15 protein-coding genes and 1 pseudogene are annotated in these 13,441 nt (G+C 66.1%); 10 read left to right on the top strand and 6 right to left on the bottom strand.

What is annotated here, in order from left to right:
* The first annotated feature begins 9 nt into the window (after positions 1 to 9).
* The 3 genes from GCN74_RS20820 to dcd all read left to right on the top strand — a co-directional run bounded on the left by GCN74_RS20820 (position 10) and on the right by dcd (position 2,267).
* Entirely contained in the window at positions 10 to 705 is a 696-nt protein-coding gene (locus GCN74_RS20820; RefSeq protein ID WP_152258442.1) for an HAD family hydrolase, read from the top strand.
* A 58-nt stretch (positions 706 to 763) separates the two neighbouring features.
* On the top strand, positions 764 to 1,564 hold the full coding sequence (locus tag GCN74_RS20815) for an alpha/beta fold hydrolase (protein WP_152258441.1): 801 nt from the start codon (positions 764 to 766) through the stop codon (positions 1,562 to 1,564).
* Between the two features lie 133 nt (positions 1,565 to 1,697).
* Positions 1,698 to 2,267 (top strand): dCTP deaminase, encoded by a 570-nt coding sequence (dcd, locus tag GCN74_RS20810; RefSeq protein WP_152258440.1) that lies wholly within the window; start codon positions 1,698 to 1,700, stop codon positions 2,265 to 2,267.
* A gap of 37 nt (positions 2,268 to 2,304) precedes the next feature.
* Here the strand turns inward: dcd and GCN74_RS20805 are convergent, their stop codons facing one another.
* Complete coding sequence (locus GCN74_RS20805) at positions 2,305 to 3,528, bottom strand: PrpF domain-containing protein (RefSeq protein WP_152258439.1); 1,224 nt, start codon at positions 3,526 to 3,528, stop codon at positions 2,305 to 2,307.
* Positions 3,529 to 3,695: 167 nt separating this feature from the next.
* Between GCN74_RS20805 and GCN74_RS28870 the strand changes: the two genes are divergently transcribed.
* Positions 3,696 to 4,046 carry a FlxA-like family protein gene (locus GCN74_RS28870; RefSeq protein ID WP_193317188.1) on the top strand — a complete coding sequence of 117 codons (351 nt, stop codon included), beginning with the start codon at positions 3,696 to 3,698 and terminating at the stop codon, positions 4,044 to 4,046.
* A gap of 40 nt (positions 4,047 to 4,086) precedes the next feature.
* Here the strand turns inward: GCN74_RS28870 and GCN74_RS20795 are convergent, their stop codons facing one another.
* Complete coding sequence (locus GCN74_RS20795; protein ID WP_152258437.1) at positions 4,087 to 5,574, bottom strand: sensor histidine kinase; 1,488 nt, start codon at positions 5,572 to 5,574, stop codon at positions 4,087 to 4,089.
* 2 nt (positions 5,575 to 5,576) lie between these two features.
* Positions 5,577 to 6,266 carry a response regulator transcription factor gene (locus tag GCN74_RS20790; RefSeq protein ID WP_152258436.1) on the bottom strand — a complete coding sequence of 230 codons (690 nt, stop codon included), beginning with the start codon at positions 6,264 to 6,266 and terminating at the stop codon, positions 5,577 to 5,579.
* Positions 6,267 to 6,459: 193 nt separating this feature from the next.
* Here GCN74_RS20790 and GCN74_RS20785 point away from each other — a divergent pair, with 193 nt between their 5' ends.
* The 4 genes from GCN74_RS20785 to GCN74_RS20770 are packed head-to-tail and all read left to right on the top strand — an operon-like array spanning position 6,460 to position 8,603.
* Positions 6,460 to 6,954 carry a Spy/CpxP family protein refolding chaperone gene (locus tag GCN74_RS20785; RefSeq protein WP_152258435.1) on the top strand — a complete coding sequence of 165 codons (495 nt, stop codon included), beginning with the start codon at positions 6,460 to 6,462 and terminating at the stop codon, positions 6,952 to 6,954.
* Between the two features lie 18 nt (positions 6,955 to 6,972).
* Positions 6,973 to 7,611, top strand: a complete 639-nt coding sequence (locus GCN74_RS28865; protein WP_193317187.1) for a hypothetical protein — start codon at positions 6,973 to 6,975, stop codon at positions 7,609 to 7,611.
* Positions 7,612 to 7,614: 3 nt separating this feature from the next.
* On the top strand, positions 7,615 to 7,779 hold the full coding sequence (locus GCN74_RS28860; protein ID WP_193317186.1) for a hypothetical protein: 165 nt from the start codon (positions 7,615 to 7,617) through the stop codon (positions 7,777 to 7,779).
* Positions 7,737 to 8,603 carry an intradiol ring-cleavage dioxygenase gene (locus tag GCN74_RS20770; RefSeq protein WP_152258432.1) on the top strand — a complete coding sequence of 289 codons (867 nt, stop codon included), beginning with the start codon at positions 7,737 to 7,739 and terminating at the stop codon, positions 8,601 to 8,603. Before GCN74_RS28860 ends, GCN74_RS20770 begins: the two co-directional genes overlap by 43 nt.
* On the opposite strand, the gene GCN74_RS20765 is transcribed toward GCN74_RS20770, so the two are convergent.
* From GCN74_RS20765 to GCN74_RS20755, 3 genes are all read right to left on the bottom strand, one after another.
* The gene (locus GCN74_RS20765; RefSeq protein WP_152258431.1) at positions 8,600 to 10,048 is read right to left on the bottom strand and encodes a DUF1501 domain-containing protein; all 1,449 of its coding nucleotides are present in this window, start codon (positions 10,046 to 10,048) and stop codon (positions 8,600 to 8,602) included. The genes GCN74_RS20770 and GCN74_RS20765 overlap by 4 nt on opposite strands.
* 9 nt (positions 10,049 to 10,057) lie before the next feature.
* A complete protein-coding gene (locus GCN74_RS20760; protein WP_152258430.1) occupies positions 10,058 to 11,848 on the bottom strand; it encodes a DUF1800 domain-containing protein in 1,791 nt (596 codons plus the stop codon).
* 96 nt (positions 11,849 to 11,944) lie between these two features.
* The gene (locus tag GCN74_RS20755; protein ID WP_152258429.1) at positions 11,945 to 12,259 is read right to left on the bottom strand and encodes a hypothetical protein; all 315 of its coding nucleotides are present in this window, start codon (positions 12,257 to 12,259) and stop codon (positions 11,945 to 11,947) included.
* An 11-nt stretch (positions 12,260 to 12,270) separates the two neighbouring features.
* On the opposite strand from GCN74_RS20755, the gene GCN74_RS20750 reads away from it, so the two are divergent.
* Positions 12,271 to 12,837 (top strand): hypothetical protein, encoded by a 567-nt coding sequence (locus tag GCN74_RS20750; protein ID WP_152258428.1) that lies wholly within the window; start codon positions 12,271 to 12,273, stop codon positions 12,835 to 12,837.
* Positions 12,838 to 12,912: 75 nt separating this feature from the next.
* Positions 12,913 to 13,441 (top strand): annotated as a pseudogene (locus GCN74_RS20745) (hypothetical protein); the annotation flags it as partial.

Genomic DNA, 13,441 nt, shown 5'->3' with positions numbered 1-13,441 from the left:
CAACAAGCCATGAAAACCATCCAGGGCGTGCTGTGGGACAACGATGGCGTGCTGGTCAACACCGAGCAGCTGTTTTACGAAAGCAACCGCGACTTGCTCTTGCCCTACGGCATAGACCTGACGCCGAAGCAGTTCTTTGACTGGTTTCTGGACAATAACTATGGCGCCTGGCATGTCTTGCTGGGGCAGGGCCACGCGATCGAACTGGTCGACCGCCTGCGCGCCGAGCGTAGCGAGCGGTTTGCGCAGCGCCTGCGCCAGGCGCGCCAGCTGGCCATGCCCGGCATTGGCCACGTGCTGGCGGCGCTGCGGCCGCACGTGGCCATGGGCGTCGTCACCAGCGCGTATGCGCAGCATTTCCGGATCAGCCATGCGTCCACGGGCTTGCTGAACCACTTCGATTTCGTGCTGACGCGTGAAATGTATGGCGAAAGCAAGCCGGCGCCCGACGGTTACCAGCTGGGCTTGCAGCGCCTGGGCCTGGCCGCCGCCCATTGCGTGGCCGTGGAAGACTCGCCGCGCGGCTTGCGCGCCGCCAATGCGGCGGGGCTGGAATGCATCATTGTGCGCAATCCCATGAACCGGCACCATGCGTTTGACGAGGCTTTTTGCGTGGTGGATTCAAACGCCGAGCTGGGCGAGGTACTGGCCTCGTTCGTGCCCGGCATGGCGCCCGTGGGCGGGCAATTAGAGGCCTTCCTCTGATACGTCTTGCCGGCATGCCATTACAATTGCCTATCGCATTCACCGGCACCGTCCCACGATGACACTCCCGCAACTGCACTTTGCCCACGCTAACAGTTATCCTGCCGGCACCTACCGCAAGCTGTTCGGTTTGCTGGGCCAGCACTACGACGTGCAGGCGCTCGACATGCATGCGCACGACCCTGAATACCCCGTCAGCACGGGCTGGCCAGAGCTGGTGCGCGAGTATATCGACGAGCTGGAGCGCCGTTATACGGCGCCCGTGATCCTCGTCGGCCATTCGCTGGGCGGCATGCTCAGCGTGATGGTGGCCAAGCAGCGGCCCGACCTGGTGCGCTGCGTGGTCTTGCTCGATTCGCCCGTGGTGGCGGGCTGGCGCGCCATGCTGGTGCGCCTGGCGCGCAACACGGCGCTGGGCGAGCGTTACTCTCCCGCCCGTTTTTCCGCCCGGCGGCGCAAGCTGTGGCCCGATGCGCAAGCCGCGTATGAACACTTTGCCGCCAAGGACATGTTCGCCATCTGGGCGCCGCAAGTGTTGCGCGACTACATAGACAGCGGCCTGGCGCCGCATCCGGAAGGGGTGCAGCTGCGCTTTACGCGCGAAGTGGAAACGGACGTCTACCGCAGCCTGCCGCACCATATCGGCGACCTCGTCAAGGATGGCCTTCCCGTGCCCATCGGCTTTATCGGCGGCACGGAATCGGTGGAATGCCGCCAGGCGGGCTTGACGGCCACGCGCAAGCTGGTCGGCAAGTTTTTCCGCCAGGTGCCGGGCGGCCATTTGTTTCCAATGGAAAATCCGGAACTGACGGCGCAAGTGGTGCGCGAGATGATCGCCTCGCTGTTGGCTAAACACTAGCCGACTGGCAAGGATTTTCAGCGGGCAAGGGCCAAAAGTGGCGGTTTTTCGCGTAAAATCCTGCCATTCGGGCCGTGCCTGCACCAGGCGCGCGGCCCCCGCCATTCCGATATTCTAGAAAGATACCCCTGCGATGACGATTAAAAGCGATAAATGGATACGCCGCATGGCGGAAACAACGGGCATGATCGAGCCGTTCGAACCGGGCCAGATCAAGGAACGCGACGGCAACCGCATCGTGTCCTACGGTACGTCCAGCTATGGCTATGACATCCGCTGCGCCGACGAGTTCAAATTGTTTACCAATATCAACACCACCATCGTCGATCCCAAGGATTTTGACGCGAACAACTTCGTCGACGTGTCCGGCAAGGGCTATTGCATCATCCCGCCGAACTCGTTCGCGCTGGCCCGTACCGTGGAATATTTCCGCATTCCCCGCAATGTGCTGACCATTTGCCTGGGCAAGAGCACCTATGCGCGCTGCGGCATCATCGTCAACGTCACCCCGTTCGAACCGGAATGGGAAGGCTATGTGACCCTGGAGTTTTCGAACACGACGCCGTTGCCGGCGAAAATCTACGCCAACGAAGGCGTGGCGCAAGTGCTGTTCTTCGAATCCGATGAAGTGTGCGAAACGTCGTACAAGGACCGCGGCGGCAAGTACCAGGGCCAAGTAGGCGTGACCCTGCCGAAGACCTGACGGATTGAAGGGTGGGGCGCCAGCCCCCAGCCTCACCTCACAGTTGTTTCAGCAGCCACGCTTTCAGCGCGGCTGACGGCTGGTACAGGGGAACATGGCCGCGCAGCAAGATTTGCGTGCTGCGCCGGTAGGCCGCGCCGTGGATGGCGATGGCGTTTCCTGCCTGGCGCGCCACGATGGTGGTGTCCAGGATGCCGGCCGGGTTTGCGATGCCGATCTCGATCTCCGCATCCGCCTGCCCGACGGGCGGCACGCCGCGCGCCAGCGCATGCGCCACCGTGCCCGGTATCAGGCAGGCCGCCGCCAGGCAGCAGCCGCCCGAGACGGCCAGCGAAGCATGGCCCGCCTGGGGCGTAAAGTACCGTACCGCAATATTTCCCTCTCCCGTAGCCGCGCCCACGATGCAGAACTTGGGGATGGTTTCGTTGCGTTCCAGTTCTTCCAATGTCATCGGTTCGCCATCGCGCCGCCGCAAGCCCATCAACAGTCCCGCCCCGCTCCACACCTGGCGGATGGCTTGCATGAAAGCGGGGTCCGCCTCCAGTTCCTGTACCGCTTCCCGCGCCGTCTTGCCGAACTGGCTGGCCAGTGCGATGACCATGGGCACGGCCACGTCCACGCACGAGACGTCATAGCCGTGCACCTGGTCTTGCGCCTTGCCTGTCGGTAGTAATTTTCCCGTCTTGGCGCCTGCGGGCTGCTGCATGAACAGGTCCACGCGGGGGAAGCTGCCGGGCACGCCGGGAATGCTGCTCGCCGTAAAACTGCCGTCCAGTTCGCGCACCATGCGCGAGGTGGTGATGACGCCCGTGTTGGTGTTGCGGATATCGATGTCGTGCGCGCCGATGGCCAGCGCCTCGATCACGCCGCTGTCCAGGCCCCACAGTTGCAGGGCGGACGACATATTGCCGCAGTTCACGTTCCAATCGATATTCCCGTGCTCGCCGGCCAGCTGGGCCAGGGTGCTGACCAGGCGCGGCTGGCCCGCGTGCCGTTCCACCTCGGCCAGGAAGACCTTGTTGCTGGTCGGCGCGCCCCGTCCCAGGCCCGTGATCTGCCGGTTGCCCGCCTGGCGGCCGGACTGGGGCACGCCCATCAGGTGGCGCAGCAATTCCTCGCGCAGGGCCAGGTCGGCCGGCACGGACGATGCATGCAGGACCAGGCCCGTCGACGTGCCGCCGCGCATGTGGTGGACGGGAAACTCGATCACGCCGCAGCGCTGGCGGGGCACGAGGTCGGGCAGGGCGGGCAGCAGGGGCATGGCGATCTGATCAAGGCGTGGCTGGGGAAGCGCCAGTGTGCCAGTTTTTTGTGCCCAGGAGCAAGAGTACGTACCGGCAGCGCTCTTTACCTGTCTTTACACGCGCGCCACTACATCCACGCTCAGGCCTGCCGTTAACCTTGGTATCGAAACATTCAGGAGGCAGCATGGTAGCGGCAATCGGTTCAGGCAGCGCGGTCGGCACGGCCAGCGCGGCGGGAAGCGCCAGTTCGGGCAGCAGTGCGCAGATCGCGGCGCTGCAAAAGCAGATCACGGCGGCGCAAAAGCAGTTGACGGAATCGCAGAAGGGCGAGCAGACGGAGGCGTCGCAAAAGCTGCAGCAGCAGCTGGCGCAGCAGATCCAGGCCTTGCAGGCGCAAATCGCTCAGTTGCAAGCGGCGGCCGCGCAACAGGCGGCGCAGCAAGAGACGCCTGCGGCCAGCAGCGCCGATACGGCGACGAACCCGGCCAAATCAAGCTCGTCCACCCTGGGCAGCATCATCGACACGCAGGCCTAACGAGGTCCCGGACCCCGCCCGCCGCCAGGCTGACGATAGCTCAGCCTGGCGTCTTGACGGGCAACAGCATTTCCACGCACAGCCCGCCACCGCTGCGCAAGCTGGCGCCGATGCGCCCGCCATGGGCGCTGATCACGTGCTGGGCGATGGCCAGGCCCAGGCCATGGCCGTCCGTGCTGTGCTGGGTATTGCTGGCGCGGAAGAACGGCTGGAAGATGCGGGCCAGGTCGGCGCTGGCCACGCCGGGCCCCCGGTCCAGCACGGCGATGCGCAGCAGATCCTGCTTGCCGTCATGCAGGCGCGACAGATTCACTTCCACCGTGCCGCCATCGGGGCTATGCTTGACGGCATTGCGCACCACGTTTTCCACGGCGCGCGCCAGCAGTTCCGGCCTGCCCGTGACGGCAGCGTCGGCGATGGCCGCGTCGCCCGCCAGGGCGATGTCCACCTGGCGCGCCTTCGCTTCGTAGCGGGCGTCTTCCATAATGTCGTGCAGCAGGTCGGCGATGCCGACGTCTTCGCTGAGGGGGGAGCCGGCGCCCGCTTCCAGCCGCGACAGGGTCAGCAGCTCGCCGATCAGCTTGTCCATGCGTTCGCCTTCGCGCTCGATGCGCTGCATCGAGGCATCCATCTTGTCCGGCTGCTGGTGCGCCAGGCCGATGGCTGCCTGCAAGCGCGCCAGCGGCGAGCGCAGCTCGTGCGACACATCGTGCAGCAAGCGCGTCTGGCTATCCATGAGGTTGCGCAAACGGCTGGTCATGCGGTCGAAATCGCGTCCCAGGTCCGTCAATTCATCGCCGCGCTTGCCGCTGGCGTGAAAGCGGGGCGCCAGGTCGCCGTGCGAAGCGGCTTCGAACGCTTGCCGCAAGTCGCGGATGGGGCGCGCAAAATACCAGGCCAGCAGGAAGGAGAACAGCAGGCTGGCGGCGATGGCGGCGGCCAGAGGAATGAAGGTGCGGTAGGGGCTGTCCATGCGGGGACCGGGCGGCGGCCCGCGCTGGAAATCGGGGCGGGGCGGCGGCATGCCGGACGCATCGGCACGGGGCCCGCTCATGGCGCGGGGGCCGCTCAGGGTGACGGCATTGAGCGTATCGCGCGCGGCGCCTGCCTCGGCAGTGCGAAAGCGGACGGACGAGGGCAGGAACAGCAGATAACGCGCGCCGTCGCTGCCGCTGACCTCGCGCACCACGGCGTGGGGCAAGCCTTGCGCCAGCAGTGCGCGCGCCTTGGCCAGTATCGCCGGATGGACCGTGCGGCCCATCAGTTCTTGCCCTTGGGCATCGACGGCAAACACGCGCATGCGCTCCATCTTGCCGAGGAATTGCTGCAAGGCCTTGCTGCCGCCCGCTTCCAGGGTGGCGCTGGCCGCTTCGATGGCCATCTGGGCAGGCGGGCTGGTGTCGATGTCAAGGGCACGCTCCTGCTGCGCGGCGCGGTTTTTCAGCCAGAAGGTGCCGCCGATGCCGATGGTGGCCGTCACTTGCGCGAGCATGATGCACAGAAAAAACTTCCAGAACAGACGGCCCACGCTTACTCCTTGATCAACTGATAGCCGAGACGGTAGACGGTCTGCAGGCAGGAACGGCCGTCGGCCAGGCTGCCCAGCTTGCGGCGCAGGCTGCTCAGGTGCACGTCGATATTGCGGTCGAAGCGTGCCATGGGCCGGCCCAGGCCCAGTTCGGACAATTGATTCTTGCTCACGGGCTTGCCCGCGTGGCGCACCAGCACTTCCAGCAGGTTGAATTCCGTGCTCGTCAGTTCCAGGTGGGCGCCGGCCCAGGAAGCGCGGCGTTGCTCTGGCCACATCGTCAACTGGCCCACGGCCAGCGGCGCCGGGCCCGCGCCGTCGGGCGGCGCCGCTTGCGCGCGGCGCAGGATGGCGCGGATGCGGGCCGTCAGCTCGCGCGGCGTGCAGGGCTTGGTGACGTAATCGTCGGCGCCCAGCTCCAGGCCCACGATGCGGTCCGTGTCGTCGCCGCGCGCCGTCAGCATCAGGATGGGCAGGTTGCTGCCGGCGCGGATGCGGCGCAGGGTTTCCAGGCCATTCATGCGCGGCATCATGACGTCGAGGACGGCGATGGCGTACAGGCCCGTCAGCGCTTCGGCCGCGCCGCTTTCGCCGTCATGCACGGCGCGCGCGTCGAAACCTTCCTGCGTCAGGTATTCCTGGAACATGCCGACCAGCTCCACGTCGTCATCGATTAACAAAACCTTGCTCATGCCTGTGCTTTTTTCGGGTGAATATCGCCCGATGATAGCAGTCAAAGGGGGCTGTTCAGGGCGGTTTTACCCGCTTTTACATACGTCTGCTTACATTCCAGCCCCTTCCTTTACACGCTTTTACGCGGTCCTAACGTTGCTTTACACGCCAGACGCCGACAATCAGGGCTGATCGCCACGAAAGGAAAGCCCGATGAAATACCTGAGTATCGCAGTATCGCTGTTGCTGCTGTCCGCCTGCAGCATGCCGCTGGTCGCACTGGCCCAGCAGACCCCGGCGCCGGACGGCCCGCCGCCACGCGCCATGGACGGCCCGCCGCCCGCCTTCGGCCACGGCCCGGGCGGACCCGGCGCGCAAGGCTTGCCGCCCTTCCTGCGCGGCATCGAGCTGAGCGAGGCGCAGCAGGACAAGGTCTTCGCCGCCACCTATGCCCAGGCGCCCTTGCTGCGGGAACAGGAAAAGATCGCCTACAAGGCCCATGCGCAGCTGCGCGAACTGGCCGCGTCCGGCGCCTACGACGATGCGAAGGCCAGCGCCTTGGCAAGCACGGCGGCGCAAGCCATGGCGGCGATCAGCTTGCAGCAGGCGCGGCTGGAGCAGCAATTGCTGGCCGTGCTGACGCCGGAACAGCGCAAGCAGGCGCAGCAGCGGCGCGACAGCCGTCCCGGCCCGCGCCATCCCCAATAAGCGACAAGGAGAGCGAGCATGAGCATCAGTGCCTTGAGTTCGAACAGCGCCGCCAGCCAGCTGAGCGCGTTCAGCCGCCTAGGCGGCAGCAGCGTCGGCAGCACCGGCAGCACCGGCAGCACCAGCAATACCGGCGGCACGCGGCCGCAAAAGCCCGACGATGGCGCGTTTCTCGACGCCATTTCCAGCGCCTTGTCGTCGATCGGCGTATCGGTCGACGCCAGCGACAGCGCCACGGACAGCGCCGGCGGCACGGGTAGCAGCGGCGACGTGGGCCAGGCGCTGGGCGCCTTCCTGCACCAGCTGATGGGCAGCCTGCATGCGCAAGGCGGTGGCAGTAAGGGCGGACAGGAGGAGGGCGGCGCGCCCCCGTCGGGACCGCCGCCCGGCGGTGGCGCGCGCGGAGGCGGTCCCGGCAATATCGAGTCCGACCTGCAAAGCCTGCTGCAAAAACTTTCGTCGTCCAGCAGCGATGGCAGCGACAGCACGGACAGCAGCGTGACGGACTTGCAATCCAGTTTTGCCAGCCTGCTCGGCGCGCTGGGCGGCGACGAGGGCCGCACGGGCACGGGCAGCAGTAGCAAACTGAGCGGTTTCCTGCAGGCGCTGTCGGGCAGCCTGTCCGCCAGCGGCAACCTGGTCAATACAACGGCCTGAACCATGGAACGCAAGCTCGCCCTTGCCGCCAGGAAGGCGCTCGCGCAGCGGGCCACGCAGGCGCTGTTCCTGTGCGCCAGCCTGAGCCCCGCATTGGCGGGCTTGCCCCACTTGATGGAGTATTTATGGAATTACATGATCACGGTCTGGCATCCGACCTCGAAATGATGGGACGGCAGGCGGCCGAGCGGCGGCAGGTGCTGCGCTGGCTGCTGGCGGGCGCCGCCGCCGTGCCCCTGGTCAGCTGCGGCGGCGGCACGGACGCCGGCGCCACGGCGACAGGCAGCACCGCCGGCACGGACAGCTCCGGCGCCTCGGGCGCCGTCACGCAGCCGGTAGCGGGCGCCTGCACGGTGATTCCCGAGGAAACAGGGGGACCGTATCCGGCCGATGGCACGAATACGAATGGCGGCAGCATCATCAACGTGCTGAACCAGTCGGGCGTGGTGCGCAGCGATATCCGCGCCAGTTTCAATGGCGCCACGGGCGTGGCGGCAGGCGTGCCGCTGACGATCAAGTTGCAGTTGCTCAACGCCAGCGGCAGTTGCGCCGGCCTGGCCGGCTATGCCGTCTACCTGTGGCATTGCGACCGCGAAGGCCTGTATTCGCTGTATTCGAGCGGCGTGACGGCGCAGAATTACCTGCGCGGGGTGCAGGAAACGGACAGCGCCGGCAACCTGGCGTTTACGACCATCTTTCCCGGCTGCTATGCGGGGCGCATGCCGCACGTGCATTTCGAGGTCTATCCCAGCCTGGCCAAGGCGGCCAGCGCCGCGAACCGCATCAAGACCTCGCAGTTCACGTTCCCGATGGCAACGTTAAACGAGGCCTACACGGCCAGCGGCTACACGGCCAGCGTGCGCAACCTGGCACAGATCAGCTACGCCACCGACAATGTGTTCAGCGACGGCACCAGCCTGCAGATGGCCACGGTGACGGGCAACGCCACGGATGGCTACGTCGTCACCCTGGTGGTCGCCGTGAATGGTTAAGTTACCGTCATAAAACCCAGGTCGCGCTGGCTGAAGTTGCCGATGTTCGGGAACACGTCGGCCAGCTGGCTGTCGGCCATGCCGAACCACTTGGCCAGGGTGGCGCCATACTGGTCGACGGACGTGGTCGGCAGCAGGGCGCCGGAACCCACGTCCAGCGCATGGCCCAGGCCCGTGACGGGGAAGGCGCCGTAGATGTCGCGGCCCTTCACGGCGCCGCCCACGACAAAGTGGTGGGCGCCCCAGCCGTGATCCGTGCCGTCGCCATTGCTGCTGAAGGTGCGGCCGAAGTCCGACGCCGTAAACGTCGTCACCTGGGGCCGCACGTCGGCGCCCTGCAGGGCGGCCAGGGTGGCGTCGAAATACGCGAGCGCGTGCGCCAGGCGCGCCATCAGGTCGCCATGCAGCTCCTTCTGGCGGTCATGCGTGTCGAAACTGCCCAAGGTCACATAAAACACTTGCCGTTTCGCCCCCAGGGCGCCCCGTCCGCCGATGATGCGCGCCACGGTCTGCAACTGCACGGCCAGCTGGTTGACGCTGGATGCGCCCGTGTTCGGGTTGACGTAGGGCGGCGGATTGGGCACGCCGCCCGCGCCGGCCGCCAGCATGGCGCCGCTCAGCACGCTCTGGCTGGAAATGGCGCGCTGCACCGTCGCCACGTGTTCCTGTTCCATCATGTCGTCGCCCGCCGTGCTGATGATGTCGCGCAAGGCCGTCTCGCCCTGGGTGGTGCCGAACAGATAGCCGTTGCCGCCGATATTGCGGATCGGCACGGCGCCCGCCTGTCCCACCTGGAACTGGCGCACCTGGCGCCCGCTGAGGAACAGGGCGTTGGATGCGGCCGAGATGGCCGTGAACGTGGCATTGGCGTTGCCCGTGCCCAGCAGGTCGCCCAGGCGGCCGCCCCAGCCCACGCTGGCGCCTTCCGGCAAGCCCGATTGCCAGGTCGATTGCTGGTCGTTATGCGAAAACAGTTTCGGCGGCAGTGCCACATTGCCTGCCTTGTATTGCGCCAGGGTCACGGGCTGGATCAGGGTGCCCACATTGGCGACGATGGCGGCACGGCCGCCGTCGAACAGGTCTTTCACGGGGGCGAGCGAGGGATGCAGGGCGAAGCTGCGGCCAGCCTGCGGCGTGGCGGGCACGATGGGCAGCACGCCGCCCGTTTCGCCCACGCCGGGCAGGTGGATCGAGTCGTTGCCGCCCGTGTTGCGCAAGCGCAGGTATTCGCTCCAGGACGGCGTGTCGGTGGCCAGCACCGTGTTGAAGGTATCGTTGCCGCCGGCCATGAACAGGCACACGAGGGCCTTGTAATCGCCGGCGGACTGGGCCGCGGCCTGGCCCATGGCGGCCAGGTTGAGGGCGAATGGCGCGGCCGTGCTGCCGGCCAGGCCCAGCATGGAACCGAGGAAGCGGCGGCGTGAGAAATGGGAGGTGATGGTCATGCTGCTTCCTTATTTTTGAACCAGGTATTCAGGCGAGGCCATGGCCAGGAAAATGGCCAGTTGCACGCGGTAGGTCTTGGCCGTCGTCACTTGCGCGGCATTGCTGCCGCTGGCGGCGGGAATCGCGATGCTCGTGACGGCCGAGAGGATTTTCGTGCGCAGCCTGGACGACATGTTGCCGGACATCAACAGCAAGTTGACCCGCTCCAGCAAGGCGTCCGGCTGGTCGGCCAGGGCCAGTTCGGCCGAGTAGTCGGCCCGCACGGCCAGGCTTTCGCCCACGCCGCCGCGGATGGCGTCCTGCATGAAGTTCAGGTAGCCGGTCACGGACGGCTCCGACGTGATCTGCATTTCCGGCGCCACCAGGCCCGCCGTTGCCAGCGCCGAGTTGGGCGGCACGTACGAGGGGCGGAAGTAGTTGAAGACGGACGGCGCGTTCATGGGATTCTGGCCCAGTCCCGCCAGCGGATCGCTGAGGTAATAGATGCGGTACTGCAAGGCCGCATCCTTGGCGTTGAAGGCGCGCATCCAGTTGCCCAGACGCACAAGCGGCTCGCGCAGCTTGCCCGTGCGCAGGGTGCTGCCGGCGGGCGCCAGCGCTTCGGGGTCCAGCAGCACGGCGCGGATCACGGCCTGCATGTCGCCGCGCACGCCCGAGCCATTGTTGGCAAAGGCAGCCGCGACCCGGCCCACATAGGCGGGGCTGGGATTGCTGGTGACGAGCCGCTGGATCAGCTGGCGGCCAAAGAAGGGGCCCACATTCGGGTGGTTGAACAGGGTGTCGAGGGCCAGCGCCATGTCCGCCTCGCCGCCGCCGGCAGCGGCCGCGCTTACGCCGAGAAAGCGCTTTTCGCTGGTGGAGTGGAACGCCGCATAGTTCTGCATCGGTTTCCAGTCGCGGTCCGGATCGGCCACGCTGCCATAAAAACGGTTCGCGGCCTGGTCCGGACCCGCCCAGCTCCAGCCCGTAAACACTTTCGCCAGGCCGCTCACGTCGTCGCGCGTATAGGTGTCGATGGGTTTGCCGCCGGACAATTTCAATGAGCCATCCGCGTTCAGCTGGTACAGGCCGATGGTAAATAACTGCATCACTTCGCGCGCGAAATTTTCATCGGGCGTGCGCGTGGCCGATTCCTTCTGGTTGCGCAGGTGGGACAGGTACAAGCCCATCATCGGATGGGTGGCCACGCCTTGCAGCAGGGTGCGGAAGTTGCCGAACGCGTACTGGCCCAGCATGTCGTAATAACTGGCCACGCCCCGCGTCTGCGGCCACACGGCCTCGTTTTGCGTGGAGACGACGAAAATTTCCGACAGGGCAAAGGCCACGCGCTGGCGCAACTGGTCATCGCCGCGCACGGCCTGCTGCCAGAACGATTCATAAAAGTCGTTAGGCACGGCCTTGGTGGCCGCCGTACCGGCGGCCGAATACTTGGCGTCGATGTATTTGCGGTGCAAGGTTTGCGGCATGGAAAACTGCGTGCGGAACCAGGCATCGCTGTCGCTGGCCGCCAGCGCGTCGATGGCCGCCATGTCCGGGCCAAACGTGGCGCGCCCCAGGAAGCGCGATGCTTCCGCGCGGCTGAAGGTGGCCGCCTGATTGGCCGGCGGCGTGGTCAGCGGGGGCGGCGGTATGGTATCGCCGGGCGAGGTGCCGGGGGCGGTGGTCGTTGGCGGCACCACCGATACGTCGGGGTTCTGCGTGGCGCCGGTCTTGCTGTCGCCGCCACCGCCACCGCCGCAGGCGGCAAGCAGGCTGAATAAGGTGATGGCCAGCAAACGGCGCAAAGTCGGATCAGTCATTTAGTTTCTTTCAGGCAATCAAATTCTGGCCCGTTAATTGTAGGGCTTGCCTACCAAAATTCTGTTTGCAATTAACTATTTACGTGTTGGCCACGTTTATTTTTGACTGACGTTGAGGCGGTGTTTGCGCTGTTTTCGCCGGCATAGAGCGAACTTTGTTTTTTGAAAATGAAAAATATTTTTTGCCGGTTCCAGGCACTGTGGCGGATAGGCGACGTAATCATTCCTGCCGATTAAGCTTGTTTGAAAGCTCATCTTGACAACGAAACTCGCTTCGCTGGAAACGATGGTTTTTACGTCATCGGCGAAACGCCATTCGCCATTTGCCCCGCCGTCCCCCGCCGCCCCTTCCCGCAATCGCTGGCATGGCCCTTGCGTCAGGCAGGCATGGACCACTCGCCCGTCTTTCACCGGAGCCCGCCATGACCAGCCGCCTGCTCGCCTATCGTCCCGAAATGGAACTGCCTGAAGTGCGGGGCATGCTGGCGCTGCAGCAGGAGGATGCGCTGGCGCTGGCCGCGCACCTGCTGGAACTGCAGGCGCCTTCCCAGTTCGACGCCTACCTGGCGCGCCAGCTGGACGCCACGGCGGCGGGCCGGCAAGTGCGCGGCACGCCGCTGGAAGGGCCGCTGCGCCAGCTGCTGGGCAAGGTGGTGGCGCCCCTGCTGCCCCTGCATGGGGGCGCGCCGCAGGTGCTCAAGCGGCGCGCTGCGCGCATCTTCGGCATGGAGCTGGAAGGCTTGAGTCCGGAAGACAAGGAATTCGAACTGGCGCGCCAGGTCGTGCATCTGATCGATGCCGTCAACACGGCGCTGGCGCAGGACGGCGCCGCGGGCGCGCGCGCACCCGGGGCACGCGTGCAGGCGGCCCTGCTGCAAGTGGCACGCAGCAGGGCGCCAGGCTTGCTCAGACAGGCGGCGCACACGCCAGGGCGGGACGCTGGCCGCTGGCGCCGCGAGGGCGGGCACATCGTCGTGCTCGATTGTTAGCCGGACGGCCGGCTGGTCCGGCGCTGTGGCGTCAACAGAGGTGTCAACCGAGGTGTTAACTTTGAGGAGTTCATCATGCATGACATAGATCGTACGACCCTGGAATACGGGCAGGAGATGTCCGGCTTTGAGGCGGAACAGTTCGAGTTTGGCCAGGGCGAGTGGAGCGGCGAGGGCGGGGCGAACGCCATGTTTTCCGAGGCCGAGGAGATGGAGCTGGCCAATGAGCTGCTGTCGGTCAGCAATGAAGCGGAGCTGGAACAGTTTCTCGGCAATTTCCTGCGCAAGGCCGCATCGGTGGCGGGCGGCATCATCAAGTCGCCCGTGGGCCAGGCGATCGGCGGCGTGCTCAAGGGCGTGGCGAAGAAGGCCATCCCGCTGGCGGGCGGCGCCATCGGCGGCTATTTCGGCGGCCCGCTGGGGGCCAAGATCGGCAGCGGCCTGGCCTCGGCAGCGGGCAGCGCGCTGGGGCTGGAAGCGGAAGCGTCGTCGAACGAGGACCGCGAATTCGAGGGCGCCAGGCAGTTCGTGCGCCTGGCAGCCGACACCGTCAACCGCGCCGCCCAGGCGCGCGGCGCGGGCGACCCCCGTGCCATCGCCCAGG

Origin of the sequence: Janthinobacterium sp. FT14W (assembly GCF_009208755.1) — a bacterium.
Lineage (GTDB): Bacteria > Pseudomonadota > Gammaproteobacteria > Burkholderiales > Burkholderiaceae_D > Janthinobacterium > Janthinobacterium violaceinigrum.
This window is presented reverse-complemented; position numbering and strand designations above follow the sequence as displayed.

Bases quoted from the DNA above. Each gene is read 5' to 3' on its own strand.
- GCN74_RS28865 (WP_193317187.1), top strand. From the start codon at position 6,973: ATGAGCATCAGTGCCTTGAGTTCGAACAGCGCCGCCAGCCAGCTGAGC.
- GCN74_RS20765 (WP_152258431.1), bottom strand. From the start codon at position 10,048: ATGACCATCACCTCCCATTTCTCACGCCGCCGCTTCCTCGGTTCCATG.
- GCN74_RS20805 (WP_152258439.1), bottom strand. From the start codon at position 3,528: ATGCCCCTGCTGCCCGCCCTGCCCGACCTCGTGCCCCGCCAGCGCTGC.
- GCN74_RS20815 (WP_152258441.1), top strand. From the start codon at position 764: ATGACACTCCCGCAACTGCACTTTGCCCACGCTAACAGTTATCCTGCC.
- GCN74_RS20820 (WP_152258442.1), top strand. From the start codon at position 10: ATGAAAACCATCCAGGGCGTGCTGTGGGACAACGATGGCGTGCTGGTC.
- dcd (WP_152258440.1), top strand. From the start codon at position 1,698: ATGACGATTAAAAGCGATAAATGGATACGCCGCATGGCGGAAACAACG.
- GCN74_RS20785 (WP_152258435.1), top strand. From the start codon at position 6,460: ATGAAATACCTGAGTATCGCAGTATCGCTGTTGCTGCTGTCCGCCTGC.
- GCN74_RS20750 (WP_152258428.1), top strand. From the start codon at position 12,271: ATGACCAGCCGCCTGCTCGCCTATCGTCCCGAAATGGAACTGCCTGAA.
- GCN74_RS20790 (WP_152258436.1), bottom strand. From the start codon at position 6,266: ATGAGCAAGGTTTTGTTAATCGATGACGACGTGGAGCTGGTCGGCATG.
- GCN74_RS28870 (WP_193317188.1), top strand. From the start codon at position 3,696: ATGGTAGCGGCAATCGGTTCAGGCAGCGCGGTCGGCACGGCCAGCGCG.
- GCN74_RS28860 (WP_193317186.1), top strand. From the start codon at position 7,615: ATGGAACGCAAGCTCGCCCTTGCCGCCAGGAAGGCGCTCGCGCAGCGG.
- GCN74_RS20760 (WP_152258430.1), bottom strand. From the start codon at position 11,848: ATGACTGATCCGACTTTGCGCCGTTTGCTGGCCATCACCTTATTCAGC.
- GCN74_RS20770 (WP_152258432.1), top strand. From the start codon at position 7,737: ATGGAATTACATGATCACGGTCTGGCATCCGACCTCGAAATGATGGGA.